The sequence below is a fragment of the Thermoproteus thermophilus genome, from assembly GCF_055392855.1.
In genome coordinates, this window is sequence record NZ_AP042466.1 from 493929 (window position 1) to 519495 (window position 25567).

Sequence of the window (25567 nt, forward strand, 5' to 3'; positions counted from 1 at the left end):
CATGGACCTCCCCGCTTGGCTCCTCTCCCCGCGGCTTTGGGATTTCCTCATAGACGGCATAATCTCCACGATTATACTCTTGACAATTGTCTGGGCTGAGAGGAAGATCGCAGCCAGGGTCCAGATGCGCGTCGGCCCCTTCCACATCTCGCCGAGGCTGGGCGGCTACCTCCAGCTTATCGCCGACGCCGTCAGGTTCGTGATGCAGGAGGTGATAATCACCGTGGACTCCTATCGCCTATTGTTCGTGGCGCTTCCGCCGCTCTTCGTGGCGCTGGCCTTAACGCCGTCGTTTTTAGTACCCCTATCGCCCTACATAGCCCTCTTGTCGAGGCCAGCCCTCCATTACGGCATATTAATAGCGCTCGCGATCTTGTTCTACGCGTTCATAATCGTAGTAGGGATCGGGTGGGCTGTGAACAACCGCTTCGCCTACATAGGCGCGGCCAGAGAGGCCTTGATGATAGCCGCCTACGAGATACCGTTGGCCATCGCCTTCTCCGCTATGTTCATAGTGTATAAAACTATAGATCCCATAGAGATAGTCTCTAAACAAACATACATAGTGGGGGCTATATACAACCCCGCGGCCTTCATAGTGTACATAATCGGCGTCGCTATGGCTACTAGCAGATTCCCGTTCGAGATAGCCGACTACGAGGGCGACGTGGCCACGGGGCCCTACAGCGACTTCTCCTCGATATTTCTGGCGTTGACGTACGCCGGAGGGATCTACATAGCCCTGTTCTCCTATTCGCTCCTAGGCGCTTTGGTCTTCCTCGGAGGGTGGGCCCCCATAACGCCGGGGCCTTGGCCGGCCGATATATGGGGCAACCTCGCGGCCGCCCTATTTCTCATGTTCAAGACCTTCGCGTTGATGTTGTTCTTCGTGTTCCTACGCGCCGTCATGCCGGTGGCCAGGCTGGACCACGCGCTCTCCTTCAGCTGGCGTTGGGTGTTAACCCTCGGCGTGATCGCCATGGCCATAGCCGCGGCCGAGTACTTCGTGTTGTGACCATGGCGGGCCAGAAACTCGGCGAGGCCGTCAAGGCCGTCCTCGACGTCATAGGGCTGGGCCTCAAGTACGCCATAAAGCCCGAGAGGTTGACGATATACTACCCCTACGAGACGCCCGATTATATGGGCCGCATTAGGGGGTGGATAGGGCTTTGGACCGAGCGTTGCACTAGCTGCATGATATGCGCGAGGATATGCCCCACCAACGCCATAAAGATGTACTTGGAGAAGAACGGGAGGCGTTATCCCGGCATAGACTACGGCCGTTGTATTATGTGCCACTACTGCATCGACGCTTGCCCCACCTACGCCTTGTACCCCACCGAGATAAGGGACTTCGCCTTCTACAGACACGAGGACATGATGTACACCCCCGACATGATGCGCAAGCCGCCGCAAGTCCCCAAGCTGGTGCCCGAGGTCGTGAAGGTGGTCCACGAGTACAAAAACGGCAGAGTGGTCAAGGTGAAGGTCGGCAAATTGGAGGAGCCGAGGCCGCTCCCGCCAGCGCCCTCGGTACCCGTAGTGGAGAGCTGATTTTTGCACTAGCCCAAGAATTACTTTAAAGGACTTAATTCCGCAACACTATGCTCCTCGAATATTCGATCCTCGCCGTTGCCCTAGTCTTCGGCATCCTCGCCGTTTTGGTGAGAGACAACGCCGTGGCCGCCCTCAATTTGGCGTTCTCGTCGGCCGCCGTGGCCGCGTACTACGCCGTCCTCGGACTCGCGATCGCCTCGTTCTTGGTGTTCGTGATCTATGTAGGTTCTGTCGTGCTCATGGTAATAATAACCGCGTCGATGTACGGGGGCTTTTTCGAGTACCCGAAACGCTACAAGGCGGCGGTGGCCGTCTTGGCCGTCGTGGCCGCGTTGTTGCTCTGGATCCTTGTGCCCCAGTCCCCGCCTCCTCGAACAGCCCAAACGCCGCAACCGAACTTCGATCTACTCCCGCTGATAGCCGCGTTCTTGGTCTCGTCGTTAATAATAGCAGTCGAAACGGCCAAGAGGGTATGATCGTCGCAATGGCGGTCGGGCTGGCGCTAATCGCCGTCGGGCTCTACGGGCTGGCGGCCAGCAGGAACATGGTGAGGCTACTCATCGCGGTCGAGGTCGTGGTGGTCGGCGCTATTACGTTGCTCGCGCCGGTGATCGTAGCGGCCCCGTCGGCGGGCTTGTGGGCTCTCGTCCTCCTCCTCTCGATGGCCGCCGGCGAGGTGGGCATAATAGGCGCCATCATATATAGGGCATACGCCGTTGCCAAGACCACGGACCTCGAACAGTTCAAGGCCGGCGAGGAGAGGCCATGACGGGCCTAGCGCTCTACGCGTCGGACCTCTTGCCGATGGTCTTGGCGATAGCCGCCTATGCCGCCGCCAAGCGCTCTACGCAGACAGCGGCCTACATAAGCGCAGTGGCGTTGTTGCCATTGCTAGTCGTCTCCTCCCTCTCGCTCTTCAACGGCTCCGCGTACTACGGCTCCATAGGGCCTGGCCTCTGGTCCGTGTTCGAGCTCTACCTCGAGCCGTTCAACGCGGCGTTCGTGTTCACAGTGGCGTTCGTGGGGATAATGGTGGCCATATTCTCCGCACCTTACATGGAGCATAGGGCCGAGGAGCTCGGCATTAGGAACACGATCTTCTACTTGACCTACGGCTTCTTCCTGGGCGGCTTGGCGGGCGCCTTCATGGAGCGCAACCTCTTCGGCATATATATCTTCATAGAAGTAGCCCTCATAGCGTCTCTCTTCCAAGTCCTCTACTACGGCTACGGCGATAGGGTCAGGATCACCGTCATGTACTTGGTCTGGTCCCACGTGGCCGCGCTCTTGATGTTGGCCGGCTTCATATTGTTGTACCTCAACGGGATAACCTCGGTGCCCATCCCCTCGAGCGCGGCCACGCCGGCCCTCTATCTGGCCTCGCTCTTAATCCTATTGGGCTCCTTCATCAAAATGGCGACGTTGGGGGTCCACATGTGGCTCCCCTACGTCCACGCAGAGGCGCCGACTCCCCTCTCGGCGCTTTTGTCGCCCGTGTTGGTCGGGTTCGGCGGCTACGTCATAGCCGTGGCGGCGCTACCGCTAATGCCGCAGAGCTGGCTTCCCGCCTTGACTTGGTACGGCATAGCCACGGCCATATACGGCGGCATGATGGCCTACGTCCAGAAGGATATCAAGAGGCTTTTCGCCTACTCGACGGTCAGCCAGATGGGCTATATGGTGTTGGCCCTATCGTTTAAGAGCATCTACGGCCTAACCGCCGCCGCGTTGATATACGTCAGCCACGGCTTGGGCAAAGCCGTCCTCTTCATGACCGCGGGGTACTTCATAATGCATTTGAACACGCGCGATATAGACCGCATGGGCGGCCTCTACGGCTACAACTCGGCCCTAGCCGGCGCGGCCATAGTGGGGTTCTTGAACTTGGCCGGCATACTCACCATAGGCATGATATCCGAGATAACTTTGGCCATAGCGCTGGTCAAGGCCTACCTAGGCATAGAGTATATAGGAATGTACATAGCATTCGCCGCGATGCTCGTGGTCACGGGCATCTACGCCTTTACGACCATTAAGAACGTCTTCTTCGGGCCTCCCAAGATAGAGGGCCGAGGGCCCTACGACGCGGCCCTGGCCGCCATAGTCGCCACGGCCTTGCTCTCGGTGCTTCTGTTGCTCCCTCCGATGTCGTCGAGCCTTTGGGCTAACATAAGCGCCTACGCGCACGGGCTATGATTGAGTACGTCTTCTTGACGATATTCTCGCCGCTAGTCGCCTCGATCCTCAGCTTGTTCGCGCCCAAGGAGAAGGCCAAGGCTTGGCTAGTCGTGGCGGGCGCCTTCTTGTCCGCAGTCTTCTCGATCTTAGCCTATACGCCGGCCGAGCTCTACGCGAGCACTTACGCCGTGCCTTGGATACCCCAGCTGGGCCTTTACATCTCCCTCCACATAGACCAATTCAGCGGAGTTATGGGCATGTTGGTGTCTTGGCTGGTCTTCCTCATAGTCCTCTACAGCGTGAAGTACATGGAAGGCGACTACCGCCCCGGCTGGTATTGGTTCTTCATGGGCTTCTTCGCCACGTCTATGCTCATAGTCACGTATGCCGACAACCTCTGGTTCTTGCTAATAGGCTGGGAGGGTATTGGATTGGCCTCTTGGGCCCTCATAGGGCATTGGTATAAAGACGACGAGCCCGACGTCAAGTGGGTCGGCCATCCGGGCGATAGGGTCCTCTTCGTGGACTACTTCTGGCCGCCCTCCAAGGCCGGCCTACGCGCCATCCTCACCATAAGGACCGGCGACTCGGCCTTCTTAATATCCTTGGCGTATATCTTCGCGGCGTTGGGGACCGTCCAGCTGTCCGGCTTGCTCAAGCTGGGCTCGGCCGTCTCGGCGCTCGGCCTCTTGCCGCTCTTCCTCTTCTTGATGGGGCCCTTGACTAAATCAGCCCAGTTCCCGTTCACCGAGTGGCTGCTCACGGCCATGACCGGCCCGACCAGCGTCTCGGCGCTCATACACGCGGCGACCATGGTCAACGCGGGCGTCTACTTGCTCATAATAACCGCTCCGATATTCGCCTTAGTCCAAGGCGCCCAGACGTACTTCGCCGTCGTGTTGGCCCTCGGAGCCTTGACGGCTATATTGTCCTCCATAATTGCGTTGACGGTCGACGAGTTCAAGCTAGTCCTGGCCGGCTCGACGGCCGCGAACTTGGGCATAATAGCGGCGGCCGCCGGCGGCGCCGGCCTGCTCGGCCTAGAGGGCGAGGCGTTGCTCCCGTTGCTCTGGATCGCCTTCATGCAGATAGTCGGCCACGCCATATCCAAAGCGCCGCTCTTCATGGGCTACGGCGCTGTGATACACGAGGGCAAGACGAAGTACCTAGGCGCTGTGGGGAGGCTCGGGCACTACATGAGGATTACCTCCTTCGCCTTGTGGTTGGCGATGTTGTCGCTGGTGGGCACGCCGCCTTTCGCCGGCTTCTTCACAAAGGAGATGGCCGTCGACAACATAGTCGCCCTAGGGCCTCTCGGGGTCTTTGCCGCCGGGCTCATCGCGTTCTTGGCCCCTCTGTACGGCCTTCGCTTAATCGGCCTATCGCTAGTCCACGGCCCTGAGCCCAAGGAGCACGTCCACGAGGCCCATCCCATAATGTGGGCGCCCTATACGGCCTTGGCGTTGGCGGCGTTGGGCGTGGGCGGATACCTCGCGTACATATACTCCGATAAGGTCGTGGAGCTTATAGCCTCGCCCGGCTTCCTCGCCTTCTTGGCGGGCTTCGCCATAGCCCTCGCCCTATACGTCTTCAAGCCAGGCGTTAGGTCGAAGGCGTTAGAGCCCTTGTGGAGGATAGGCTATAGGAGGTTCTACCTCCCCTGGCTCTACGACGGGCCTATCGCCTGGATCTACCACAACTTGGCCCACGCCGTGTACTGGGCCGTGGACCGCGGCGTTTTCGACAACGTGTACCACGTAGCCCTTCCGTGGATCTTCGGCAAATTGTCGGGAGCGTTCAGGAGGCTACAGACGGGCAGCTTGAGCTGGTACCTCCTATACGCCATGGCGGGGATGTTAATAATAGTCTTGTTGGTGTTGGCATGATCGACCCCCTCTTCATCTCCGCGTTGGTCTTCGCCGCGTTGGCCCCCTTGGCCTTAAGGCTGGACGGGCGCTACTTGGCGATAGCCATAGGCGTTGCGCTATTCGCCATGGCCTTCCTCGCGCCCAACGCCGCGTTCTTCTTCACGTTGTTGGGCGTATTGGCCATAGCGTTGGCGCTCGATTGGCCGTACGGCGGCATGGGCCTCCCGTTGGGCATCTCGGCCGCCGCAGTCGCGCTGGCCGCCTACTCTTATTACCAGTCGATAGCGGCTCCTGAAAACGCCTTGAACTACGCCATAACCGGCATCGCGGCCTTGGCCGTGGCGACCGCGAGCGTCTACGGGCTCTTGGCCTCCGGCAGGGCGAGGGAGAACCTGGAGGGGGCCCTCAAATACCTCGTGTTCTCGGCCGTCGGCAAGACGCTCATCTTGGTGGGCTTCATGACGGCCCTCTACATTTCGTCGGTCCTCGGGTGGGTCCTAATAGGGCTCGGCTTCATGTTCGAGCTGGGCATCGTGCCGGCCCACTTGTGGATGATCGACGCGTTCGCCTTGGGCACGCCTAAGGGCGTCGCTACGCTCGCCCTCTTCGGCGAGTTGACACCCTTGCTCGTGTTGTTGACCCTCTTGAACGTGATGCCCATGGCGGGCCAAGCGGCCTTCGCGTTCCTCGTTGTGGCGCTCGCGTCGATGACCTTCGCGAACATAGCGGGCTTGACGGCCCGGACCTTCGGCCGTATTATGGCCTACTCGTCGATCGCCCATATGTCCTACGCGTTGTCGGCCGTCGCTCTGGTGTTCTACTTCGGCAATCGGTTCGTCTCGTTGCCGTTGTTGGGCAACATGTCCGCCTTCGCCGTGGCGTCCCTAGTCGTGTTGTTCGAGGGCTTGACGTCGGGCCTAGCGAAGGCGGGGATTTTCGGAGCCTTAACGGTCAAACACGCCGATACTGTGCCGGAGAGGCGCGTCCTCTCCAACACCTTGAACGTGTTGTCGCTGTTAGGCGTTCCCCCTCTGCTCGGGTTCTGGCCTAAGCTGTTCTTGATATTACTAGCTATATCGCTCGGCCAAATCGGCGTGGCGATAATAGTAGTACTGAACAGCGTGTTGGCCGCGCCCTATTACCTCCGCGCCTTTAGGCAAGTGCTCGAGGCCCCGGGCCCGAGCGCCGACAACGCCACGTCGATCTTGACGTCTACGTTATCGGTAGTCCTGGGCCTCGCGGCGCCTCTCCTCGTCTCCGCGTTGATTCCTTAAAACCGTCTTTTTTCCCTCGGTCCATGATCGAGAGGACGCTCGTGATAATCAAGCCGGACGCCGTGAGGAGGGGGCTGATCGGGGAGATTATATCGCGTCTAGAGAGGGCGGGCTTGAGGATCGTCGCGGCCAAGATGGTCCGAGCCTCCCGGGAGCAAATAGAGGGCTTCTACCCCAGCGACGAGAACTGGCTGAGGAGCGTCGGCAACAAGACCTTGAACAGCTATAAGGAGATGGGGATAGACCCGAGGGCGGAGCTGGGCACCGACAACCCCGTGGAGATAGGCAAAATGGTCAAGAAGTGGCTGGTCGACTACATGACGGAGACGCCGATACTCCTGCTAGTAGTCGAGGGCAACCACGCGGTGAGCGTGGTCAGAAAGCTCGTGGGCAATACCCTGCCCTATAAGGCCGAGCCGGGGACTATAAGAGGCGACTTCTCGGTGGACAGCCCCGATTTGGCCAATAAGGAGAGGAGGTCTATCCGCAACTTAGTTCACGCAAGCGACAGCCCCGAGGAGGCCAGGCGAGAGATCTCCTATTGGTTCAAGGAGTCCGAAATTTACAGCTGGTAGGCGTCTCGCGCGTTTTGCCCCAGGCCGCGCCCACCCCCTTCTCTGGACTCGTGTCCAAAGGCCTCGCCGTCGCCGAGATCAGCCCCGACAGGAATGACGTCATCTATCGGTGGCGGCACACCACATCACGACGTGCCTCTTGATGGCGTTGTTAAAAACAATTTCCCCGTGCTAGACGGCCACCTTGTTGGTGGTGGCCGGAGCTATAGGGCGGGCGAGGCCGCCTAGATCTCTTGGCAGGCCTTTCAAGAAGGAGTGAGCTCCGCGTTCTTCGTCTCGGGCAGAGCCGAGAGGGCCGCCGCGAGGGCCAACGCGGCGATTACGTAGGTGTAGAGCACGACGCCGGCTAGCGGGTTCCTCAACGCAGCGCCTATGGCTTGGACTATGCTGGGCGTGAAGCCCCCGAAGAAGCCTATCCCCAAATTGAAAGCTATGGACATCCCGCTGTACCTCACCCTCGTCGGGAAGAGCTCGGCGAGCGCCGTGCCCAATATGCTGAAGGTAAACGCCGTGGCTCCTATGAGGACGAAGACGCCCAACGCCGCAAGGGCCATGTCCTTCGCCGACGCCAACATTAGGTATATCGGATAATACGTCGTTAAGCCCACGACTAGGCCGATTATGTAGACGATCTTGCGCCCGATCCTATCGCCGAGCCAAGCCGCGAAGATGTACAAGGGCAGCTGGGCGATCGCGGCCGCGCCCACTATCGCGTTGGCATCCACCGGGGTCCACTTAGGGACTGTAGTGAGGAACGTGAAGATATACGCCGTGGACGTATAGGCGAGGACTGCGTGCCCGGCGGCCACGACCGTCCCGACGAGAACCCACTTCCAATACCTCGCGAAGACCTCGGCTATTGGCACTCTGGCGATGGCCCCCGCCTCCTTGAGGCGGCTGAAGATGGGCGTCTCAGCCAGCTTGAGCCTCAAGTAGAGCCCTAGCGCCGTTAAGATCAACGCCAATAAGAACGGAGCTCTCCACCCCCACGAGTTGAAGTCGGCGGGGGACATCAACTTCGACGACGCCACCACGGTGAACGATGACAAGCCCAGCCCGAGTGGGGGAGTCGCCGAGACGAAGCCGGCGTAGAGGGCGCGCCTGCCCGAGGGCGCGTGCTCGATCACGTACGTGATCGCCCCGCCGTATTCGCCCCCTAGCGATATGCCCTGGAGTATCCTCAAAAAGGCGAGGAGGGCCGTGGCCGCGACCCCCACTTGTTGATAAGTCGGCAGAGCCCCTATCGCGGCTGTGGAGAGCCCCATCAGTAGGAGGGTCGTCAAGAAAGTGGATTTTCGCCCTATCCTATCGCCGAGATGGCCGAATATTAGGGCTCCGAGGGGCCTCACGGCGAATCCCGTGGCGAAAAGGAGCCAAGTCCCTATTATGGCGGCCGTGGGGTCTCCTTTAGGGAAGAATAATGCGGCTATATAGGGCGACAACGAGGCGTATGCGAAAAAGTCGTACCACTCTATTAACGTGCCCACCGTCGAGGCCGCGATAATGAACCGCATATGTAGTTTAAAAGACTCTTTTTTAAGTTATATAGCTCGCGCCGAGGATATAGCTATGTATTCCGTGCGTAGAGGGGCCGCGCCCGGCGAGGCGGAGCGCTAGACCCTCGGCAATTTTTGCGCGTAAATGTGTACAACTTACGGCGTTCTTCTGCCGACATGAGGACGGCCAAGCTGTTGACGGCCGCGGGGATCGGCTGGATGCTCGACGCCATGGACGTCTTGCTCCTCTCCTACATCTTAGTAGCCGCCAGAGAGGAGCTCGGGCTCACCGCAGCCCAGTCCGGCCTAGTGATCTTGGCGAACAACTTGGGCATGTTGATAGGCGCATTGCTGTTCGGGAGGATTGCGGACGTGTGGGGCCGGAGGCCCGTCTTCATGACGACCCTAGCTATTTACAGCTTAGGCACGGGGCTGACGGCTCTCGTCGGCTCCGCTTCGGATTTAGCCCTACTCCGCTTCTTCACGGGGCTGGGGCTCGGCGGCGAGCTGCCGGTCGTGGCTTCGCTCATCTCGGAGCTATCGCCCACGAAATACAGGGGGAGGAACGTGGTGTTGCTCGAGAGCTTCTGGTCCGTGGGCTCGATCTTGGCCGCCGCGTTGGCCTATTTCGCCTTTACCCGATATGGATGGAGGATGCCGTTGGCCGTCTTGTCGTTGACGGCCCTCTACGCCCTAGTTGTCAGGGCCACTATACCCGAATCGCCCGTCTGGCTCCATCTCAGAGATCCCCAAAAGGCCGCCGCGATAGCGCAGATATACGGAGTAGTCCTCGAATCGGCCGAGCGGCATTCCGTGAGGGAGCTCTTGACTAGGTATTTGTCGCAGACCCTCGTGCTCTGGGCGGCGTGGTTCCTCTTGGCCTTCGGCTATTACGGCGCGTTTCTGTGGTTGCCGTCGATAGTGGCAGCAAGAGGCTACGGCGTAGTGAAGACCTTCGAATATACGTTCGCCATGTCCCTCGCGCAGTTGCCGGGGTACTTAACCGCGGCCTATCTGATCGAGAGGTGGGGCAGGAAGAACAGCCTACTCCTCTTCTTCGCGGGCTCGGCCATATCGGCCGTGGCTTTCGCCTTGGCGCCCGGCACCGCCTCCCTCATAGCAGCGGGCGTCGCGTTGAACTTCTTCAACCTAGGCGCGTGGGGCTTGATATACGCCTATACGCCCGAGTCGTACCCGCCCGACCTCAAGGCGACGGGCATGGGCAGCAGCGGCTCGATGGCCAGATTGGGCATGATAATAGGCCCGTTGCTACCGCCTTTGTTGGGACCGGCGATTGCGTTGCCCGCATTCGCTACAGCTTGGTTGATTTCTGGAATTATAATATATTTATTTGGTATAGAAACTAAAATAATAAAAAGAGAATAATTTTTAATAATTTAAATTTACTATTAAAATATTATAAAATTACTTTATTAATTTACTTATCCAGTATAATAAAGAATTTCATTTTGATATATATTTTAGTTAATATATTAAAATATATGATCAATATTAATGATTTAGAAACTATATTTCCCAGAATATATTCTATATTGAGATAAATAGAACGTATGTAAATAAAGCTTATAAGTAACATTCATGGAGATGCCGATGGCGATGTTTCAAATGAACGCGTTCCTGGCCAACACGCTTCAACTCCTTCAGAGAAGCATCGAGCTCGGCGGTTTCCCAGAGGAGCTATACGAGCTTTTGTCGAAACCCAAACGCATCCTCATCGTGAACATCCCCGTCAAGCTAGACGGCGGTAAGCTGGCTGTGTTCGAGGGGTACCGCGTACAACACAACGACGCGTTAGGCCCCTATAAGGGCGGAATACGCTTTCACCCCGAGGTCTCTCTAGCCGACGACGTGGCCTTGGCCATAATCATGACCTTGAAGAACAGCCTCGCCGGCCTCCCCTATGGAGGGGCCAAGGGCGCCGTGAGGGTAGACCCCAAGAAGCTCTCCCAGAGAGAGCTCGAGGAGTTGTCGAGAGGTTACGCGAGGGCTATAGCGCCGCTTATAGGCGAGGAGTTGGACATACCGGCTCCCGACGTCGGGACCAACTCGCAGATAATGGCGTGGATGGTTGACGAGTACTCCAAAATCTTGGGCAGGAACGCCCCGGCTGTCTTCACGGCCAAGCCGCCGGAGCTCTGGGGGAACCCGGTGAGGGAGTACTCCACGGGGCTCGGGGTGGCCGTGACGGCGGTCCACGCCGCCAAGGCGCTTTGGGGATCGGCCGAGGGCAAGACCGCAGCCGTCCAAGGGTTCGGCAACGTCGGCAGGTGGACTGCCTATTGGCTCGAGAAGATGGGCATACGCGTAGTCGCCATATCCGACATAAACGGCGTCGTGTACAAGAAAGACGGCTTGGCCGTGGCCGAGTTGATCGAGAGGAACAAGGCCATGAGGGGGCCCGACCTCTTGGAAGAGATCGCTAAGCACAACGGCTTGAGGGTATTGCCCGATCCCAACTCCATCTTCGGCGTCGACGTCGATATCTTCATCCCCGCGGCTTTGGAGAACGCCATAACCGAGGAGAACGTCGGCGTCGTGAAGGCCAAGCTGATAGTGGAGGGCGCCAACGGGCCCACCACGCCCGAGGCCGAGAGGGAGCTCTACAAGAGAGGCATCGTGGTGGTGCCCGACGTCCTCGCCAACGCCGGCGGCGTCGTGATGTCCTATCTCGAATGGGTGGAGAACCTCCAGTGGGTTATATGGGACGAGGAGGAGACCAGAAAGAGGCTGGAGGCCTTAATGGCCGGGAACTTCAAGAGAGTTTTCGGGCGTTGGGTTCAAGAAAAAGGCTGGACCATGAGAGATGCGGCGTACGTGATGGCCGTGGAGAGGGTATACAAGGCGATGAAGGCGAGGGGGTGGATTTAAACCGCCTCGGAAAACCCCGTGTGATTTTCTTAGACGTCCCTCTACATATAACGAGTATCTGGGCGCCCAGGTACGCTGACGACAGCTTGGCCACGGGCTCGGTGGGTTGCGGCGTCGTGATCAGGCCAGGGGTCTTGATGCGCGTGGGCCCCGGCAGAGGGCGGGCCGAGGTGAAGTACATAGAGGCCGTGTTGGCGCGCCTCGGCGTTGAGGCCGAGGCGTCCTACTCGGCGCCTGTGGAGCTCGGCGTTGGCTACGGGCTAAGCGCCGCCTTGGCGTTGGGCGCCGCCTTGGGCGCGGCGGCTTTAGCTGGGCTGCCTCTGATCGAGGCCGCCAAGGCCGCGCACGTTGTCGAGGTGGAGTTGGGCACGGGGCTGGGGGACGTCATAGCCGAATACTACGGCGGCGGGGTGGAGCTCAGGCTGAGGCCGGGCGCTCCCGGAGTGGGGGTCGTCGACAAAATCCCCTATCCGCGCGACCTCGTCGTCGTGACATCGGATCTGGGCAAATACCCGACGTATAGGATGCTCGCGGACCTCAAGGACAAGTTAGCCTTACTCGGCGAGAGGTACTTCGAAGAGCTAACGCGGGACCCCACCTACGAGAAGTTCGCGAGGCTCAGCCGCGAGTTCTCGAGGGATATAGGCTTCCTAAACGCCGAGATCGAAAACACTATAAGGCCTTGTGCAAGATATGCGGATACTTATTACGTTAAGAAGAAGGTGTTGGCCTTCCTCTCGCACAAAGACGAGGCGCCTCGGCTCGCCGAGTGCCTCGAGGGGCTCGGCCTCGTCCCGAGGATCTTCGAGGTCTCTGACGCAGGCGCTAGAGTCCTTATCGAGAAGGCTTAGGGAGCTCGAGCGCGAGGCCCTTGTTCGCGAGCTCGTCGAGTCTATCCTTGATATACTTCAAGACTGCTCTTAGGTTGGCATTGTTGTCGAACCTCCGCGCCATCTCGGCGAGCTCCTCGCGCGGCTTTCCCTTCAGCTCCGCGGCGATTTTGACCATGTTGGGCAAAGCCCTCGTTATGTTGTCCACTATGCTGATGTTGGCGGCCCTGGAGGTCCTGGAGAGCGGGTTGAGGTCTATCGCGATGACGGTCTTGCCCATTTTCCTCAACGCCTCGGTCCTATCGCCGTCCTCCAACGGCACGAGGACCACGTCGGCCACGTAGATGCCCCTGCAAGATACCTTGCGCCTTTCGCTGAAGAGCTCCGGTATAGTGCACGCCGCGTCGTCGCCGACGCCGAGCACTTCGTCTGCGCCGTTTTCTCTCAAGGCCTTCGCTATGAGCTCCTCCCTTTTCCTAGATCTATAGAAGAGGTTGACCTCCAGAGGCGCCCCGACCGCTTTCGAGAGCTCCACCAAGGCCTTTGCCGCCAACGCAGCGGCATTGCCGTTCACCGAAATGACGGGCCGTTCTGCGGCCAACAACGCAGCCGTCGCGGCGCGCTCGGCCTCGAGCGCGGGCGGTATGGTGGTCTCGCCGAGGAGGTAGTCGAAACACTCGCCGCGTCCGTGGGCTATCAGCCCTTGCGCCGCAACGAGGCCTTCCTCGAACCCCTCGACCAAGGCCTCCCTAATCAACAAGGACTCCCGCCGCGGGTGGTTCGGCGGCACCCAAGCCATGGCCCAGATGGCGACTGCATTAATATATGCTCCCCCGTGGGCCTCATGGAACGGAGGAAAATTACCGTTCGCTCGATAATGGCCATGAAGGGCAAGGAGAAAATAGCCATGATAACCGCCTACGACTACCCCACGGCCAAGCTGGCCGACGCGGCCGGAGTCGACGGGATACTCGTGGGGGACTCCTTGGGCATGGTGGTGTTGGGGCTCGAGAACACCTTGGGCGTCACCCTCGCCGATATGTTGATACACGTAGCCGCCGTCGCGCGCGCTAAGCCGAGGGCGTTGGTGGTGGCCGATATGCCCTTCATGACGTACGAGACCGGGCCTAGAGACGCCTTGAGGAACGCCGCGAAGCTCATAAGGGCCGGGGCCGAGGCCGTTAAGCCCGAGGGCGGGCAGGAGATAGCCAAGATCGTCGAGAGGCTCACAAAGGCGGGCATCCCAGTCATGGGCCACATAGGCCTTAACCCGCAGAGGGCGCTCACATTGGGCGGGTTCAAGATGGTGGGCAAGACGGAGGATCAGAGGAGGAAGATAGTCGAAGACGCCAAGGCCTTGGAGGAGGCCGGCGCCTTCGCTTTAGTTATCGAGTTCGTGCCGGCGGGCTTGGCGAAGGAGATCACGGAGTCGGTGAAGATACCCACTATATGTATCGGCGCAGGCCCCCATTGCGACGGTCAGATACTGGTGCTCCACGACGTCATAGGGCTCTCCGAGAGGCCGCCGAGCTTCGCCAAGAAGTACGCCGATGTGGCCGAGGTCATAAAAAACGCGATAGCGAAATACGTCGACGAGACTAAGAGGGGCGTGTTCCCCGGCGTAGAGCACTACAAGGTCTAGCGGCAGCGGCGGAAAACCTTATAAAACGCCAATTTGGATTCTGCTGAGCCCGGTCGTCTAGCGGCCAACGGGCCACGGCGATGGCGGCCCGGCTAGGGATGCGGGGCTCTGGACCCCGTGGCCCGGGTTCGAATCCCGGCCGGGCTACCTTTCTCTCATACGCCGTTCGCCCCCTTCGAGGAGGACAAGATTCGATAGACGCGATGCTGCGACAGCGCTCCGCGGAGGAGCGTGGGGCCTTAGGCTACCCTCTCCACGTCCATCGAGAAGCCAAGCCAACGGGAACTATGGGTTATATAGCCGGTGCTTATTATGCTCGTGCGCCCCTCAGCCCGAGGTGCGCCTCGTCGGGGCGAACAACATCAACGACATGATGACGCCCACCGCGACGCTCGGCCAAAGCCAAGGGATTAAGGTGTAGATGAAGTGCGAGATGGAGACCGCTATCAAGGCCGAGGACGTAGCCGTCGGCAGTTGTCTCGTCAAGCTCCTCGTGTACCTCATGGCTATAGCGCCGGGCATGACCAAGAGGACCGCCGGCATGAGGGAGCCCAGGGCGTAGACGCTAGAGGCCACGGCGAGCGACATCGAGATGAGGAACAACTTGTCGAGCTTGCGGGGGCTCAAGCCCACGGCCTCGGCGAAGCTCTCGTCTATCGCGGCGTAGAGATACCTCGTGCCGTACGCCAAGGGGAAGATCGAGGCGAGGGCCGCGAACGGCGCTTGGGCCACGACGTCGCGGAGGCTCACCAAGACGTACTCGCCGGTTATCAACGCCAAGGGGTCCACGTTGTAGAACATCCTCACGATGTAGAGGAGCGCGACGGCGGCCGTTATTTGGACCGACATGAGCACGCCGGTCGCCACGTCCTCCCTATAGCCTAGCCTCCCCACGGCCAAGACGGCCAAGTTCAACGCGATCATGAAAGCCAAGGCGGCTAGGAGGAAGGCGGACGGCGCTTCCCCAACGGCTATTGCGGCGAGGACGGCGGCCGCGGCCAAGGCGGCTGTCAACACGCTGTGGCCTTGGGCGTGGGCCAAGAACGCCATCCTTCTGCTCAACGCGAGGGGGCTGTGCATTGCGAGGACTATCGAGGATATCATGAGGGACACCAACGGCGCGAACAACGACGGGGTGGCAAAATAGGCGTAGGCCAACGCGGCGGCCGCGAGGACTACCGCGAGGGCCTCAATAGGGATGGGCATAATCCTCGGTGACGCACACATAGCCGTATTGGGTCTTAGCGAGTCTGACGTACCTATAAATTCTGGAGAGGACGTCTTCTCTAAACACCAAGTCCACCGCGCCGTACGCCACCAGCCTCTTGTTGATGAGCAAGACCTTGTCCGCTAGATCCGAGGGCAGGGTCAAATCGTGGGAGGACATCAATATAGTCCTCTCCCTCTTCAACTCCCTCAGGAGCCTTAACAGCTCCACGCGCCCTTCCGGGTCCACGTTCGCCAACGGCTCGTCCAATAACAGAACGTCGGCGCCTATGGCCAACGCCCTGGCGATGGCGGCCCTTTGAAGCTCCCCGCCCGATAACGCCGTGATGGGGCGGTCCCGCGCTTTGTCTAGGTCCACGATCCTCAACGCCTCCGAGGCCCTCTCGGCGGCGCGCTCCACGCCTCTGAATTTGGCAGGGAGATAGACGTATTCCCAGACCGTGGCGTACGACTCCCTCTTGAGCGTCTGCGGCACGTAGCCGACTTTCTTGACCCTATTAGGCCCGCACTCGTCGTCTATACAGATCCTCCCCGTGTACGGCGCTATGTTGAGTATGGCGTGGAACAAAGTAGTCTTCCCCGCCCCGTTCGGCCCCGCCACCAGCACGAACTCCCTAGACGCCGTGAAGGAGACGTCTCGCAACACGGGGCGCCCGTCCCGGAACACGGTCACGTTCTCGACGCGGAGCGACATATGCGGATCTTACATATGCATATAAATGCACAGCGCCGGTGTATACTCGTCGTAATCTCGCCGTCATCGTGCACGACGCGAGGAGCCGCCGTCGCGCGACCCGGTATTCGAGGCGTAATTTCGTCGTGCACAGAGCTCCGATAATCCAAGGACTTATTAGCCGATTCCGTGCACAACATTTAAAAACTCGCCGATTCTTCGTCACATGGCCTTAAGGGCGAGCATCGCAATATTCGTAGCTCTGTTGCTCGCGGCGGTCTTCGCCAAAGCCGTGACTATCGTGGTCTCCTTCCCGGCGTATGACTCAATATTGAAAGCGGCCTTCCCCAACGCCGACTTGATATTGTTGACTAAGGGCGCGTCCGATCCGCACGAGTACCAACTGACGGCGAGCGACTTGGAGCTCCTCCGCAGCCTAAACGAGAGCGACGTCGTGGTGTTGTCGATGCACGCGCCCTTCGAGTTCAAAATAGCCGAGATGGCGAAAAACGGCGAGATAAAGGCTAAGGTGATAAACTTGACGGCGATACAATCTTACCTCACGTACGACGGGAGGCTGACCGCTTACGGCCCCGGCGTGAACCCGCACGACCACGGGGTCTTCCCGCCGAACGTGTTCAAGCTCGTCGAGGCCGTCTCCAAGGCCACAGGCCTAAGCCCCGACGAGCACTTCTTGAACCAGCTACGCGAGTTGAACGCCACTTATTGCTGTAGATTCTCCGGCAAGGCGGTCGCCTTGACGCCCGCGGCCCAATACTTACTATATTGGCTCGGATACAGGGATATCGTCGTGGTCGTGAAGGACCCCGAAGTGCCACCCAGCCCCGAGGACGTCCAAAAGGCCCTTCAATACGCCAAAGAGGGGGCCCCGGTCGTGGCCGTCCTAGTCAGCGGGGAGTCGGCACGCATTATAGACCAATTCGTGCAGAAGGCCAAAGAGCAGGGAATTACGCCGAAGGTAGTAGTGGTGGATCTCTCTAGAGGGTACATCTCCGCTTTGAAGAACTTCACGGCCCAGATGTCCGCCATAGCCATGGCGACGACCACTGCAACGACGACGCCTGCAGTAGCCGATATCTGGCTGATCTCAGCAACGCTTGTAGCAGTTGCTGTCGTGGCGGCAGTCGTCTTCCTGGCGCTGAAGAGGAGTCGGTAAATTTTCTGAATCCTAGGTTTTTGAGCACCCAGTCGGTCTACGGCGAACTCCGGCGCGTCGGCCGTAGACCTAGCGAGGGCTGTCGCGTCGCTACAACGAAAGAGAGCGCCTTAACTTATATATCGACAACTAATTCGCCGCAGTGAAGGTGGTCAGAATTCGGTACGCCCACAGCGAGCCGATCTTCTGGAAGGTCGGCTTCGAGGTGCTAGAGGCGGGCAACCTAGAGGCGGCTAAGCTGTTGGCGGACGGGGCGGCGGAGCTGGGGTTCGTCCCGATCACCATGGCGGCTGAGCTGGGCTTTCCAGTAGTGCCCCGTTTGGCCATATACAGCGTTGGGCCGATAATATCGGCCCGGCTCTTCCGCGGCGACGGCGATTCGGCGTATTGCGCCGTGTCCGACACGACTGTAAGCGCCTTGGTCCTCCGCCGTCTTTTAGGCCTGGAGTTCGTCAGAGTGGAGGACCCTTGGGAGGCGTTGAGGAGGTGTAGAGGCGTACTAGTCGTGGGGGACGAGGCGTTGAGGATGGCCGATAGGGGAATTCCCTACCTGGTCGATGTGGGAGAGCTGTGGCATGCGAGGATCGGATCGCCGCTCTTCTTCGCCGTGTTGGTCGCGAGGAGGTGGAGCGCCGAGGCGGAGAGGGCGTTGGCCGAGATGGAGAGATCCGTGGCCTCCTTTTACGAGGACCCGCGCCCCGTAATAGAGTCTGTGGCGAAGAGGCTGGGCGTGAGCAAGAGCCTCTTGGAGGAGTACTACTCCAGGTCGCGCTATATCGTGGGCCAAGACGGCGTGAGGCATATGGAGAGGGAGGCCGAGATCCTGGGGCTCCCGGCCCTCAAGTTCTTGAGCTCGCCGCGTTGACGGCCCTCACAAACGCCTCCTCTAAATCGGCGGCGGAGTACTTCTCGATGAGCCTCTGGGGAGGGCCCTCGTCGATTATCGCGCCTCTATCTATAAAGTAGACGTAGTCGCTGATGGACTCCACCTCGAGCAAGTTGTGGCTCGAGTATACGACTGAGGCCCCCCTCGCTTTCGCGTACTCCTTCACTAATCTCCTTATCTCCACCGCGTGCGCCACGTCCACGCCCGCCGTGGGTTCGTCCAAGAGGAGGACCTTAGCGCCGACCGTCAAGAGGGCGGCGACGACGAGCCTCCTCTTCATGCCCTTGGAGTACGTCTTTATCTTATCCTCTATCCTACTGCCGAGGCCCGAGATCTCGACCGCCTCCCTCGAGTTGTCCACGCCGTAAAGGCCGTGCACGAATTCTATAAACGCCTTGCCGGTGATGTTGTCATAGGGCGAGATCTCCTCAGGCAAATAGGCGATCCACCTCTTCACCCCTCTGAACTCGGCGGCGTTTGTTCTAACGCCTAGGACCTCGGCGTATCCGCCGTCGGGTTTTAGAAGACCCGCCAAGATTCTCAAAGTCGTGGTCTTCCCAGCGCCGTTGGGCCCCACTAGGCCCGCCACGCCCCCCTCGGCCACCTCCATCGAGAGACCCCTCAACGCTTCGACGCGGCCGAAGCGTTTGCGGAGTTGGACAGCGCGTATCATCTCCTCAGCCTCCCGGTTATTAGGAACTCCGCCGTGATGACTTTAAGCGCAACGATGAGGGAGGCTATCGCCATGCCCCAATCCTCGAGCAAGTAGAGGAGGACTCTATCCCACCGACCTGCCAGCGCCGAATACGCGGAGGCCATGGGGTGCAGGAAGGGGTATACCTCCAACGCTCTAGGAGGTAGGAACAACGCCGCAAATGAGGGAAGCACGAAGGGCAATATAACCAACATCCCGACGCTTTGAGCCGTCCTTATGTCCTCGGACTTAGTAGCTACCAAGAAGGATATCACCAGTAGGAATACGGACAGCGCCAGCGTTGAGGCGAGGATCGACGCGGCGATAGATGGCGAAATCGTGGTGATCGCCGCGCTGCCCGCGCCGGGGGGCATATACTGGGAGGTTGCCCGGGAGAGGTTCGTAAAATAGATCAAGAGGCCGACGGCCAGCGCCGAATATTGGATCAAGGCCAATATCAACGTACTGACGAGCTTCGCCCATATCAACACGCTCGGCGTGGCGGGCGTGGAGAGTATGAGCTCGAAGGTGCGTTTTTCTTTCTCTAAGCCCATGGCTATGGCAGCCGTCGAGGCCACTATGAGGGGCACCAAGAGCATGAAGATGAAGGAGAATAAAAATAGCCCTAAGAGGGAAGCCGCCTCAGCCTCGTTGAGCTTGACCCCATCTATGTAGAGGGCCATGCTCACGTTCACTAAATGGGACGGCAAGCCTATCTCTGACGCCAGCTCAGCCGCGGCGTAGTTCAACACGGGAGGCACGCCGAGGGATAAGAGCCCCTTGTAGCGGGCGTATACCTCGACCTCAGCCGGGAGGCTGAAGTTCTCCGGCACTATCACGACGAAGTCGTATTTGTCCAGCAGATCTGGCGTGAAGTTGTCGTAGATCTCGCCGCCGAGGCTCTTCAACAAATCTGAATACTTCAGCCCGAGCTCCGTAGTCTTGTTCACGACCACGGCGAATTTGCCCGCTGGGGTCTTCGCGCTCGATACGGCCATGTTGAGCGAGACCCCCAAGATGACGAGGGCCGCGAGGCCTCCCACGAGCGAGGCCACAAAGAACCGCGAGACGAGAATCTCCTTAAGGTCCTTGGTCACTATAGCCGTGAAGGCACCCATGCCTCTAGACGAGGCGTAAAAATATTTGGCGGGCCCTCGCGATCCGCGGATTTTACTAGACTACATTAGCTAGGGGCGAGCCGCTGAGGAGGCGGGGCCCACGACGCGAGGTCCTTTGCGTCGCCGACGGGACGGCGAGGCCCAAGAGGAAAGGCCAGAGGGCGTAAACGATACCTCGACATCCTTTGAGTCGGTCCTGGTTTGGCGTTAAACACAGCCCTTTACGCAACCGCGTCGGGCCTCCCGTTGTTGGGCATAGATGTGGGCGATGGGCCTTTACGCAAATGGGCTTAGCGTGGCCGTGGCGCGAGTCGGCGCCGTTTCGGTATCCTCTTTGCGACGCGGGGCCGCTGTCGGCGGCCTCTGGGCGGAGCGATTAGAGGCTACACTGCGGGAGGCCAAGTCGAGTGGAGCGATGTATCAACGCCGAGTTGCCCTATAGGCGCTCGTCGCTTTGTTTATCTCTCTGAGCATAGTGCCGATGCCTATCGCGCCGACCACGGTCAAGACGAGCATCGTGCCTATGTTTATGGAGTCTAGGTTGGGGACGGGCACTCCTGTGGCTATCGCCAAGTTATCTACGACGGGCAAGGCCAACACGAGGATCCCGGCCGCTATAAACAACAACCCGCCGTAGTAGAGGGTAAAGGCGGCGGTGCGCCTCGCGATCTTGGTTATTTGGTCCTCCGTAAGCCTCTTGATCCTCATTATGGACCCGAACAACGCCCCGAAGGCCATCTGCATAAGCATCGTGCCCAGCCCGAAGAAGAGGCCGGGCAGAGGGGCGTACGCGAGGGAGCCGACTTGGGGGGCCAAGGCGAAGGTCAATATGCTGGCATAGGTGCCGAACCCGAAACCTGCTATTAAGCCGTGCACCACGGTCATGCCCAACGGGACGTCCCTTTCCTCCAGCTCGTGCATAGGCACGCCGCCGACCCTATCGCTGTGATGTCTACGCCCTCCCAACACGACGTCTATAGGCAAATGTATATACCTCCCCTTGAGCACGTACGAGCCCGCCACCGCCATGGCTATGCCGACGGCGATATAGACAGGGCCGTCTAGGTTGTATTTGTTATATATAGCGGCCAGCCCGAGGAAGCCCAACGTGGTCAACAAGGCCCTCTGCGCCGTGAAGCCCAACGAGAATAGAAAACCGGCCTTGACGCCGCCCTTTGTGCTGTATTTGCCCACGGCGTAGCTGAAAGTTATAGGCCAAGTGTGTTCGTCGGGCGTGGCGCCGTGTAGGACCCCCAGCAAGAAGGATAGTAGGAGTATTTCCCCCAAACGCAACCCGCCCGGCGGGTTCAACGCGATTTGGAGCCAATTCATATCCTCCTTGTCGATTCGAGCTTAAAAATTTGTGCACGGCGCCTGGGTCTTTCCGGCGTTATTCACGAGGCTCCGTGCATGGCGGATAAGGCTTATAAGCTGAGCTCGTTGAATATAACGGCAGGATCGGCCGCCGAGGGGGCCGTTGTCGCCCGCTATGAGCGCGGCTCCGGTTCCCTACGGCCGTATCCTCCTCCTCCCGGCGTCTCTATCACCACCTCGTCGCCCTCTGCGAGCTCCACGGTCTTGTTCCCCACCGCCTCGACCTCGCCGCTGCGCCTCTTTATAGTGATTCTGCCCGGCTTGCCCGGCTCCCCGCCCTCGAGGCCCCAAGGGCCTATCGCCAATCTACTGGCTATTATCGAGAGCGTGGCGGGGGCTAACGCCTTGAACGCCCTGATTATCCCGTCGCCGCCCGGATACCTCCCGCGCCCTCCGCTGCCCTCTCTTATCATATAGGCGGTGAACCTTATGGGGTATTCCCTCTCCGCTATCTCTATTGGCGTGTTTAAGGTGTTGGTCATGTTAACGTGGACTCCCGACACGCCGGGGCCGTTGGGCCTTCCGCCGGATCCGCCGCCTATGGTCTCGTAGTAGGACCAATAACGCCCTCTCCACATGCCGCCCATCATCACGTTCATCATAGTGCCTGAGCCCGCCGCGGGTATCCTGCCCGGAAGCGCCTTGGAGAGGGCTAAAAAGGTCGCGTCGGCCACCCTCTGGCTGGTCTCGAGGTTGCCCGCCCCCACCGCCGCTGGCTTCACGGGATTCACTAATGAGCCCTCAGGCGCCTTTATCTCTATAACGCTGTAGAAGCCGTGGTTTGTCGGCAGATATCCCCCTATCGCGGACCTCGTCGCGAACGAGACCGCGGAAAACGTAACGCCTAAGACCGCGTTGACCGGGCCCTCGACTTGTCTCGCCGTGCCCTCGAAGTCGGCCTTTATCCCACTCTCCGATATCTCCAAGGCGAGCCTTATGGGCAACATCTCGCCGCCCCAGTCGAGGTAGTCCACGGCCTCGTATCTGCCCGGAGGCCATTTAGCTATCTCGGCCAACGCGAGCCTTCTGCCGTATTCTATCGCCTCATCCCACTGATTTGTCACATCGCCGAATTTCTCGAAGAGATCCCTCACCCTGGCGGCCCCCACGCGCGAGGCCGCGAGCTGCGCTTCGAGATCCCCTTTGGCGACGGCCGGCGTTTTGAAGTTCTCGAGGATGAACCCCAACGCCTCTTTGTTGATCCGGCCGCGCCTCAATATCCTCACCGGCGGTATCACTACGCCTTCCTCATAAAGGGTCTTCGCCCTAGGGTTAAGCGACGCGGGCAACGGCCCTCCCACGTCAACGTAATGGGCCTTAGAGGCTATGTATGCCACGAGCCTGCCCCGCCAGTAAACGGGGTATAGGACCATTACGTCGTTGAGGTGGGTGCCCGAGATGTAGGGGTCGTTGGTCAGCACGGCGTCTCCCTCCTCTAGCTCCTCGCCCTCCTTGGCCATGTAGTCCAGGAGGTTTTTCACCCCCACGTAGAAAGACCCCAAGTGGACTGGGATGTGCTCGGCCTGCGCGACGATACGGCCTTGTGGGTCCACGACGGCTACGCTGTGGTCCATGCGCTCTCTTATATTCGGCGAAAAGGCCGAGTTCCTCAACGCTACGCCCGCCTCCTCCGCCACGTATTCGGTGGCCCTGTGCACTATCTCCCACCTCATAGCCTCAGCTCCAACACGCCGTATTTGCCCACTGTCGCCTCCCAACGCGGCGGTATGACTGTGGTCGAGTAGTCCTCCACGACCAGCGCAGGTCCCTTGACCTTGTACCCCAACGGCAGCTCGGCCCTCTTATACACAGCAGCCTTGACCCAGCCGTCGAAATAGACTTCTTTCTCCGAGGCGCCGGGGTTGCCCTCGGCCGGCGGATCGGCTAGCCTCGGCTTGGCCCTCCTCACCACGGCGAAGGCTCTGATGGTGACAACTTCTATCTCCTCGTCAAGCGTGAAGCCGTAGATCGCCGCATGTTTCTCCTCGAAGGCCCTCCTCACTGCGTCTAGCGACGCGTCCGCCCCCACGGGCACAGTCAACTCCCATCCTTGTCCTTTATACCTCACATCGGCGTATCTCAAGAAGTAGTCGGGCTTATACCGGGACAACCTCGCCTCAAGCTCGGCGAAGCCCGCGGCCACGTCCTTTGGGTAGGCCATACGGGCCTCGAACTTGAAATCGGCCATCAACATGCCGAGAGAGGTGAAGACGCCGGGCATCGGCGGAATAAGGACGCGGCCTATGCCGATCTCCTCGGCGAGTTGGGCCGCGTGTTGAGGGCCGGCGCCTCCGAAAGCCATCAACGCGAACGAGGAGGGATCGTGCCCTCTCTCCACCGTGACCAGCCTAATGGCCCTGGCCATTTCTAGATCCACGAGCCGCGTAGCTAAGTCGGCCACCTCGACGGGATCCCCTAGCCTCGCGAGGGCCCTCCTAGCCGCCTCTGCGTCGAGCTTCAGTAGACCCCCCGCCAAGGAGTCGGGGACTCTGCCCAGCGCCAAGTTGGCGTCGGTGATTGTGGGCTCCGTCCCGCCTCTGCCGTAGCAGACGGGGCCCGGATCCGCCCCTGCGCTCAGAGGGCCGACCCTCAAGGCGCCGCCTATATCCCTCCAGATTATGGTGCCGCCTCCGGCCGACACCTCAGCCAAGTCCACGAAGGGGAAACGCACGGGATAGCCGGAGCCCTTCACGATCCTCCCCTTGTGGCTCTCGCCTCCTACTTCGTACTCGGTGGTTATGGCCGGCTCAAAGCCGACGACGGTCCCGGCCTTCGCCGTCGTGCCGCCCATGTCGAAGGATATAATGCGCCCCTCGCCGAGAAGTCTCGCCAACTCGGCCGCGGCTATTACGCCGGCCGCGGGCCCCGACTCGACCAGCTGGACGGGCCTCCTAGCCGCCTCGTCCACGGTCACAAGACCCCCCGAGCTGGCCATGACGTACATCCTCCCGCCCCGGGACTCCACGTAGCTCTTGAGCTCGGCCAGATACCTCCCGACAAGCGGCATCAACGCGGCGTTCACCAATGCCGTCGAGAACCTCTCGTATTCCCTGGGCTCCCAAGCCACCTCGTAGGACGTAGTGACGTACTCGAAATACTCCCTCAAGACCCTCGCTGCCGCTTCCTCGTTGGAGGGGTTCGCGTAGGAGTGCAGAAACCCCACGGCCGCGCTCACGGCGCCGGCGGCCTTAGCCCTCTTAGCCAGCTCGGCCACTTGCCCGGGGTCCACGGCCTTCTCCACGGTCCCGTCGGGGAGGGTCCTCTCGTCCACCTCGAACCTCAACTCCCTCGGGGCCAAGGGCTTGGGCTTCTGGAAGAAGAGGTCGTAGAGCCTCGGCCTGTTCTGCCTGCCTATCTCCACGACGTCTCTGAAGCCCTTCGTCGTGAAGAAGGCCACTTTGGGGACCTCGAGCCCTATTTGTCCCAGAAGCGCGTTGGTGCCTATGGTCGACGCGTGTAGGACCTCGGAGAATTTAAAGGAAGAAAGCCCCTCTATGACTGCCCTCTCGGGCTCCCTCGGCGTCGACAAGATCTTCAAGGTCCTCACCTCGCCGTTCTCGTCCACTGCGACGAAGTCGGTGAAGGTCCCCCCTACGTCGACTCCGACTAAGCTCATCGCTTAGGCCTATATATTACAACTCCGATGAGCCCTACGAGCGCCACCGCCGCTAAGTATACTCCGGCCCAAAAACGGCCATAACCCAATATCGCGGTCATAACGTAGGGCGCCGTGCTGGCTATGGCCGCGTTTCCTATTTGGTACGCGGCCGAGACGCCGGTGTTCCTCGCCAACGTCGGGAAGAGCTCGGCGGGATATGCGGCCTCGGGCGTGTACACTATGCCGTGCGCTATACCTGTCAGCAAGGCCAACGCCGCTAGTCCCGCGAGGCTGGATAGCCCCACCTCCACCAAGAGAGCCGCTATTATGAAGAATAATAGTTATCGGCACCACGTTGCCGAGGCGCTCTGCGAGGAAGCCGCCGACGATTATGCCCACGAGGTCGAACACGGCGAATAGGATAATCGCGGAGAACTTCTCGGTTGATGTGATTAGATTAAGCGCGCCGACGATGTTGGGCAAGAACGTACTACTGCAGTAAAGAACAACG

At 59.8% G+C, this 25567-nt stretch carries 24 protein-coding genes and 1 tRNA gene; 15 read left to right on the forward strand and 10 right to left on the reverse strand.

All coding sequences use genetic code 11. The features are described from left to right. The first annotated feature begins 1 nt into the window (after window position 1). From ACZ5PA_RS02935 to ACZ5PA_RS02970, 8 genes are read left to right on the forward strand one after another with little or no spacing between them, the layout of a single operon-like run. Window positions 2-1015: an NADH-quinone oxidoreductase subunit H gene (locus ACZ5PA_RS02935; protein ID WP_464930796.1), complete on the forward strand. Its 1014-nt coding sequence runs from the start codon at window positions 2-4 to the stop codon at window positions 1013-1015. A gap of 2 nt (window positions 1016-1017) precedes the next feature. Then, the gene (locus ACZ5PA_RS02940; RefSeq protein ID WP_464930797.1) at window positions 1018-1554 is read left to right on the forward strand and encodes a NuoI/complex I 23 kDa subunit family protein; all 537 of its coding nucleotides are present in this window, start codon (window positions 1018-1020) and stop codon (window positions 1552-1554) included. A gap of 50 nt (window positions 1555-1604) precedes the next feature. Then, window positions 1605-2033: an NADH-quinone oxidoreductase subunit J gene (locus ACZ5PA_RS02945; RefSeq protein ID WP_464930798.1), complete on the forward strand. Its 429-nt coding sequence runs from the start codon at window positions 1605-1607 to the stop codon at window positions 2031-2033. After that, complete coding sequence (locus ACZ5PA_RS02950; protein ID WP_464930799.1) at window positions 2030-2326, forward strand: NADH-quinone oxidoreductase subunit K; 297 nt, start codon at window positions 2030-2032, stop codon at window positions 2324-2326. Before ACZ5PA_RS02945 ends, ACZ5PA_RS02950 begins: the two co-directional genes overlap by 4 nt. Then, entirely contained in the window at window positions 2323-3753 is a 1431-nt protein-coding gene (locus tag ACZ5PA_RS02955; protein ID WP_464930800.1) for a complex I subunit 5 family protein, read from the forward strand. Before ACZ5PA_RS02950 ends, ACZ5PA_RS02955 begins: the two co-directional genes overlap by 4 nt. Further along, window positions 3750-5621 carry an NADH-quinone oxidoreductase subunit 5 family protein gene (locus ACZ5PA_RS02960; RefSeq protein WP_464930801.1) on the forward strand — a complete coding sequence of 624 codons (1872 nt, stop codon included), beginning with the start codon at window positions 3750-3752 and terminating at the stop codon, window positions 5619-5621. The genes ACZ5PA_RS02955 and ACZ5PA_RS02960 overlap by 4 nt, the downstream gene beginning before the upstream one ends. Next, the gene (locus ACZ5PA_RS02965; RefSeq protein WP_464930802.1) at window positions 5618-6877 is read left to right on the forward strand and encodes a proton-conducting transporter transmembrane domain-containing protein; all 1260 of its coding nucleotides are present in this window, start codon (window positions 5618-5620) and stop codon (window positions 6875-6877) included. Before ACZ5PA_RS02960 ends, ACZ5PA_RS02965 begins: the two co-directional genes overlap by 4 nt. Window positions 6878-6900: 23 nt before the next feature. After that, the gene (locus ACZ5PA_RS02970) at window positions 6901-7452 is read left to right on the forward strand and encodes a nucleoside-diphosphate kinase (protein WP_464930803.1); all 552 of its coding nucleotides are present in this window, start codon (window positions 6901-6903) and stop codon (window positions 7450-7452) included. A 245-nt stretch (window positions 7453-7697) separates the two neighbouring features. On the opposite strand, the gene ACZ5PA_RS02975 is transcribed toward ACZ5PA_RS02970, so the two are convergent. Beyond that, a complete protein-coding gene (locus ACZ5PA_RS02975; RefSeq protein ID WP_464930804.1) occupies window positions 7698-8966 on the reverse strand; it encodes an MFS transporter in 1269 nt (422 codons plus the stop codon). Between the two features lie 159 nt (window positions 8967-9125). On the opposite strand from ACZ5PA_RS02975, the gene ACZ5PA_RS02980 reads away from it, so the two are divergent. From ACZ5PA_RS02980 to ACZ5PA_RS02990, 3 genes are all read left to right on the forward strand, one after another. Continuing rightward, complete coding sequence (locus tag ACZ5PA_RS02980) at window positions 9126-10334, forward strand: MFS transporter (protein WP_464930805.1); 1209 nt, start codon at window positions 9126-9128, stop codon at window positions 10332-10334. Between the two features lie 225 nt (window positions 10335-10559). Next, window positions 10560-11837, forward strand: a complete 1278-nt coding sequence (locus tag ACZ5PA_RS02985; RefSeq protein WP_464930806.1) for a Glu/Leu/Phe/Val family dehydrogenase — start codon at window positions 10560-10562, stop codon at window positions 11835-11837. 20 nt (window positions 11838-11857) lie between these two features. Next, window positions 11858-12688 carry a GHMP family kinase ATP-binding protein gene (locus ACZ5PA_RS02990; protein WP_464930807.1) on the forward strand — a complete coding sequence of 277 codons (831 nt, stop codon included), beginning with the start codon at window positions 11858-11860 and terminating at the stop codon, window positions 12686-12688. On the opposite strand, the gene ACZ5PA_RS02995 is transcribed toward ACZ5PA_RS02990, so the two are convergent. After that, window positions 12672-13466 carry a 4-phosphopantoate--beta-alanine ligase gene (locus ACZ5PA_RS02995; RefSeq protein ID WP_464930808.1) on the reverse strand — a complete coding sequence of 265 codons (795 nt, stop codon included), beginning with the start codon at window positions 13464-13466 and terminating at the stop codon, window positions 12672-12674. The two genes, ACZ5PA_RS02990 and ACZ5PA_RS02995, sit on opposite strands and share 17 nt — an antisense overlap. Before the next feature lie 45 nt (window positions 13467-13511). Here ACZ5PA_RS02995 and panB point away from each other — a divergent pair, with 45 nt between their 5' ends. Further along, window positions 13512-14309 (forward strand): 3-methyl-2-oxobutanoate hydroxymethyltransferase, encoded by a 798-nt coding sequence (panB, locus tag ACZ5PA_RS03000; RefSeq protein WP_464930809.1) that lies wholly within the window; start codon window positions 13512-13514, stop codon window positions 14307-14309. A 46-nt stretch (window positions 14310-14355) separates the two neighbouring features. Continuing rightward, window positions 14356-14456 (forward strand) — tRNA-Gln (locus tag ACZ5PA_RS03005). Window positions 14457-14636: 180 nt separating this feature from the next. On the opposite strand, the gene ACZ5PA_RS03010 is transcribed toward ACZ5PA_RS03005, so the two are convergent. After that, on the reverse strand, window positions 14637-15515 hold the full coding sequence (locus ACZ5PA_RS03010; protein ID WP_464930810.1) for a metal ABC transporter permease: 879 nt from the start codon (window positions 15513-15515) through the stop codon (window positions 14637-14639). Continuing rightward, entirely contained in the window at window positions 15499-16230 is a 732-nt protein-coding gene (locus tag ACZ5PA_RS03015) for a metal ABC transporter ATP-binding protein (protein WP_464930811.1), read from the reverse strand. Before ACZ5PA_RS03015 ends, ACZ5PA_RS03010 begins: the two co-directional genes overlap by 17 nt. 205 nt (window positions 16231-16435) lie before the next feature. Here ACZ5PA_RS03015 and ACZ5PA_RS03020 point away from each other — a divergent pair, with 205 nt between their 5' ends. Then, window positions 16436-17386 (forward strand): metal ABC transporter solute-binding protein, Zn/Mn family, encoded by a 951-nt coding sequence (locus tag ACZ5PA_RS03020; RefSeq protein WP_464930812.1) that lies wholly within the window; start codon window positions 16436-16438, stop codon window positions 17384-17386. A 142-nt stretch (window positions 17387-17528) separates the two neighbouring features. Continuing rightward, complete coding sequence (locus tag ACZ5PA_RS03025) at window positions 17529-18251, forward strand: MqnA/MqnD/SBP family protein (RefSeq protein WP_464930813.1); 723 nt, start codon at window positions 17529-17531, stop codon at window positions 18249-18251. Here the strand turns inward: ACZ5PA_RS03025 and ACZ5PA_RS03030 are convergent. The 6 genes from ACZ5PA_RS03030 to ACZ5PA_RS03055 all read right to left on the reverse strand — a co-directional run bounded on the left by ACZ5PA_RS03030 (window position 18226) and on the right by ACZ5PA_RS03055 (window position 25367). Next, window positions 18226-18945 carry an ABC transporter ATP-binding protein gene (locus tag ACZ5PA_RS03030; RefSeq protein ID WP_464930814.1) on the reverse strand — a complete coding sequence of 240 codons (720 nt, stop codon included), beginning with the start codon at window positions 18943-18945 and terminating at the stop codon, window positions 18226-18228. The two genes, ACZ5PA_RS03025 and ACZ5PA_RS03030, sit on opposite strands and share 26 nt — an antisense overlap. Continuing rightward, a complete protein-coding gene (locus ACZ5PA_RS03035) occupies window positions 18942-20084 on the reverse strand; it encodes an ABC transporter permease (RefSeq protein ID WP_464930815.1) in 1143 nt (380 codons plus the stop codon). The genes ACZ5PA_RS03030 and ACZ5PA_RS03035 overlap by 4 nt, the downstream gene beginning before the upstream one ends. A gap of 420 nt (window positions 20085-20504) precedes the next feature. After that, on the reverse strand, window positions 20505-21416 hold the full coding sequence (locus ACZ5PA_RS03040) for a hypothetical protein (RefSeq protein ID WP_464930816.1): 912 nt from the start codon (window positions 21414-21416) through the stop codon (window positions 20505-20507). A gap of 155 nt (window positions 21417-21571) precedes the next feature. Next, on the reverse strand, window positions 21572-23131 hold the full coding sequence (locus ACZ5PA_RS03045; RefSeq protein WP_464930817.1) for a hydantoinase B/oxoprolinase family protein: 1560 nt from the start codon (window positions 23129-23131) through the stop codon (window positions 21572-21574). Further along, entirely contained in the window at window positions 23128-25074 is a 1947-nt protein-coding gene (locus ACZ5PA_RS03050) for a hydantoinase/oxoprolinase family protein (protein WP_464930818.1), read from the reverse strand. The genes ACZ5PA_RS03045 and ACZ5PA_RS03050 overlap by 4 nt, the downstream gene beginning before the upstream one ends. Beyond that, window positions 25071-25367 (reverse strand): hypothetical protein, encoded by a 297-nt coding sequence (locus ACZ5PA_RS03055; protein ID WP_464930819.1) that lies wholly within the window; start codon window positions 25365-25367, stop codon window positions 25071-25073. Before ACZ5PA_RS03055 ends, ACZ5PA_RS03050 begins: the two co-directional genes overlap by 4 nt. Window positions 25368-25567 lie beyond the last annotated feature (200 nt).

Excerpts from the sequence above, each read along its gene's own strand:
- ACZ5PA_RS02935 (WP_464930796.1), top strand. The coding sequence starts at position 2 with ATGGACCTCCCCGCTTGGCTCCTCTCCCCGCGGCTTTGGGATTTCCTC.
- ACZ5PA_RS02940 (WP_464930797.1), top strand. The coding sequence starts at position 1,018 with ATGGCGGGCCAGAAACTCGGCGAGGCCGTCAAGGCCGTCCTCGACGTC.
- ACZ5PA_RS02945 (WP_464930798.1), top strand. The coding sequence starts at position 1,605 with ATGCTCCTCGAATATTCGATCCTCGCCGTTGCCCTAGTCTTCGGCATC.
- ACZ5PA_RS02950 (WP_464930799.1), top strand. The coding sequence starts at position 2,030 with ATGATCGTCGCAATGGCGGTCGGGCTGGCGCTAATCGCCGTCGGGCTC.
- ACZ5PA_RS02955 (WP_464930800.1), top strand. The coding sequence starts at position 2,323 with ATGACGGGCCTAGCGCTCTACGCGTCGGACCTCTTGCCGATGGTCTTG.
- ACZ5PA_RS02960 (WP_464930801.1), top strand. The coding sequence starts at position 3,750 with ATGATTGAGTACGTCTTCTTGACGATATTCTCGCCGCTAGTCGCCTCG.
- ACZ5PA_RS02965 (WP_464930802.1), top strand. The coding sequence starts at position 5,618 with ATGATCGACCCCCTCTTCATCTCCGCGTTGGTCTTCGCCGCGTTGGCC.
- ACZ5PA_RS02970 (WP_464930803.1), top strand. The coding sequence starts at position 6,901 with ATGATCGAGAGGACGCTCGTGATAATCAAGCCGGACGCCGTGAGGAGG.
- ACZ5PA_RS02975 (WP_464930804.1), bottom strand. The coding sequence starts at position 8,966 with ATGCGGTTCATTATCGCGGCCTCGACGGTGGGCACGTTAATAGAGTGG.
- ACZ5PA_RS02980 (WP_464930805.1), top strand. The coding sequence starts at position 9,126 with ATGAGGACGGCCAAGCTGTTGACGGCCGCGGGGATCGGCTGGATGCTC.
- ACZ5PA_RS02985 (WP_464930806.1), top strand. The coding sequence starts at position 10,560 with ATGGCGATGTTTCAAATGAACGCGTTCCTGGCCAACACGCTTCAACTC.
- ACZ5PA_RS02995 (WP_464930808.1), bottom strand. The coding sequence starts at position 13,466 with ATGGCTTGGGTGCCGCCGAACCACCCGCGGCGGGAGTCCTTGTTGATT.
- panB (WP_464930809.1), top strand. The coding sequence starts at position 13,512 with ATGGAACGGAGGAAAATTACCGTTCGCTCGATAATGGCCATGAAGGGC.
- ACZ5PA_RS03010 (WP_464930810.1), bottom strand. The coding sequence starts at position 15,515 with ATGCCCATCCCTATTGAGGCCCTCGCGGTAGTCCTCGCGGCCGCCGCG.
- ACZ5PA_RS03015 (WP_464930811.1), bottom strand. The coding sequence starts at position 16,230 with ATGTCGCTCCGCGTCGAGAACGTGACCGTGTTCCGGGACGGGCGCCCC.
- ACZ5PA_RS03020 (WP_464930812.1), top strand. The coding sequence starts at position 16,436 with ATGGCCTTAAGGGCGAGCATCGCAATATTCGTAGCTCTGTTGCTCGCG.
- ACZ5PA_RS03030 (WP_464930814.1), bottom strand. The coding sequence starts at position 18,945 with ATGATACGCGCTGTCCAACTCCGCAAACGCTTCGGCCGCGTCGAAGCG.
- ACZ5PA_RS03035 (WP_464930815.1), bottom strand. The coding sequence starts at position 20,084 with ATGGGTGCCTTCACGGCTATAGTGACCAAGGACCTTAAGGAGATTCTC.
- ACZ5PA_RS03040 (WP_464930816.1), bottom strand. The coding sequence starts at position 21,416 with ATGAATTGGCTCCAAATCGCGTTGAACCCGCCGGGCGGGTTGCGTTTG.
- ACZ5PA_RS03045 (WP_464930817.1), bottom strand. The coding sequence starts at position 23,131 with ATGAGGTGGGAGATAGTGCACAGGGCCACCGAATACGTGGCGGAGGAG.
- ACZ5PA_RS03050 (WP_464930818.1), bottom strand. The coding sequence starts at position 25,074 with ATGAGCTTAGTCGGAGTCGACGTAGGGGGGACCTTCACCGACTTCGTC.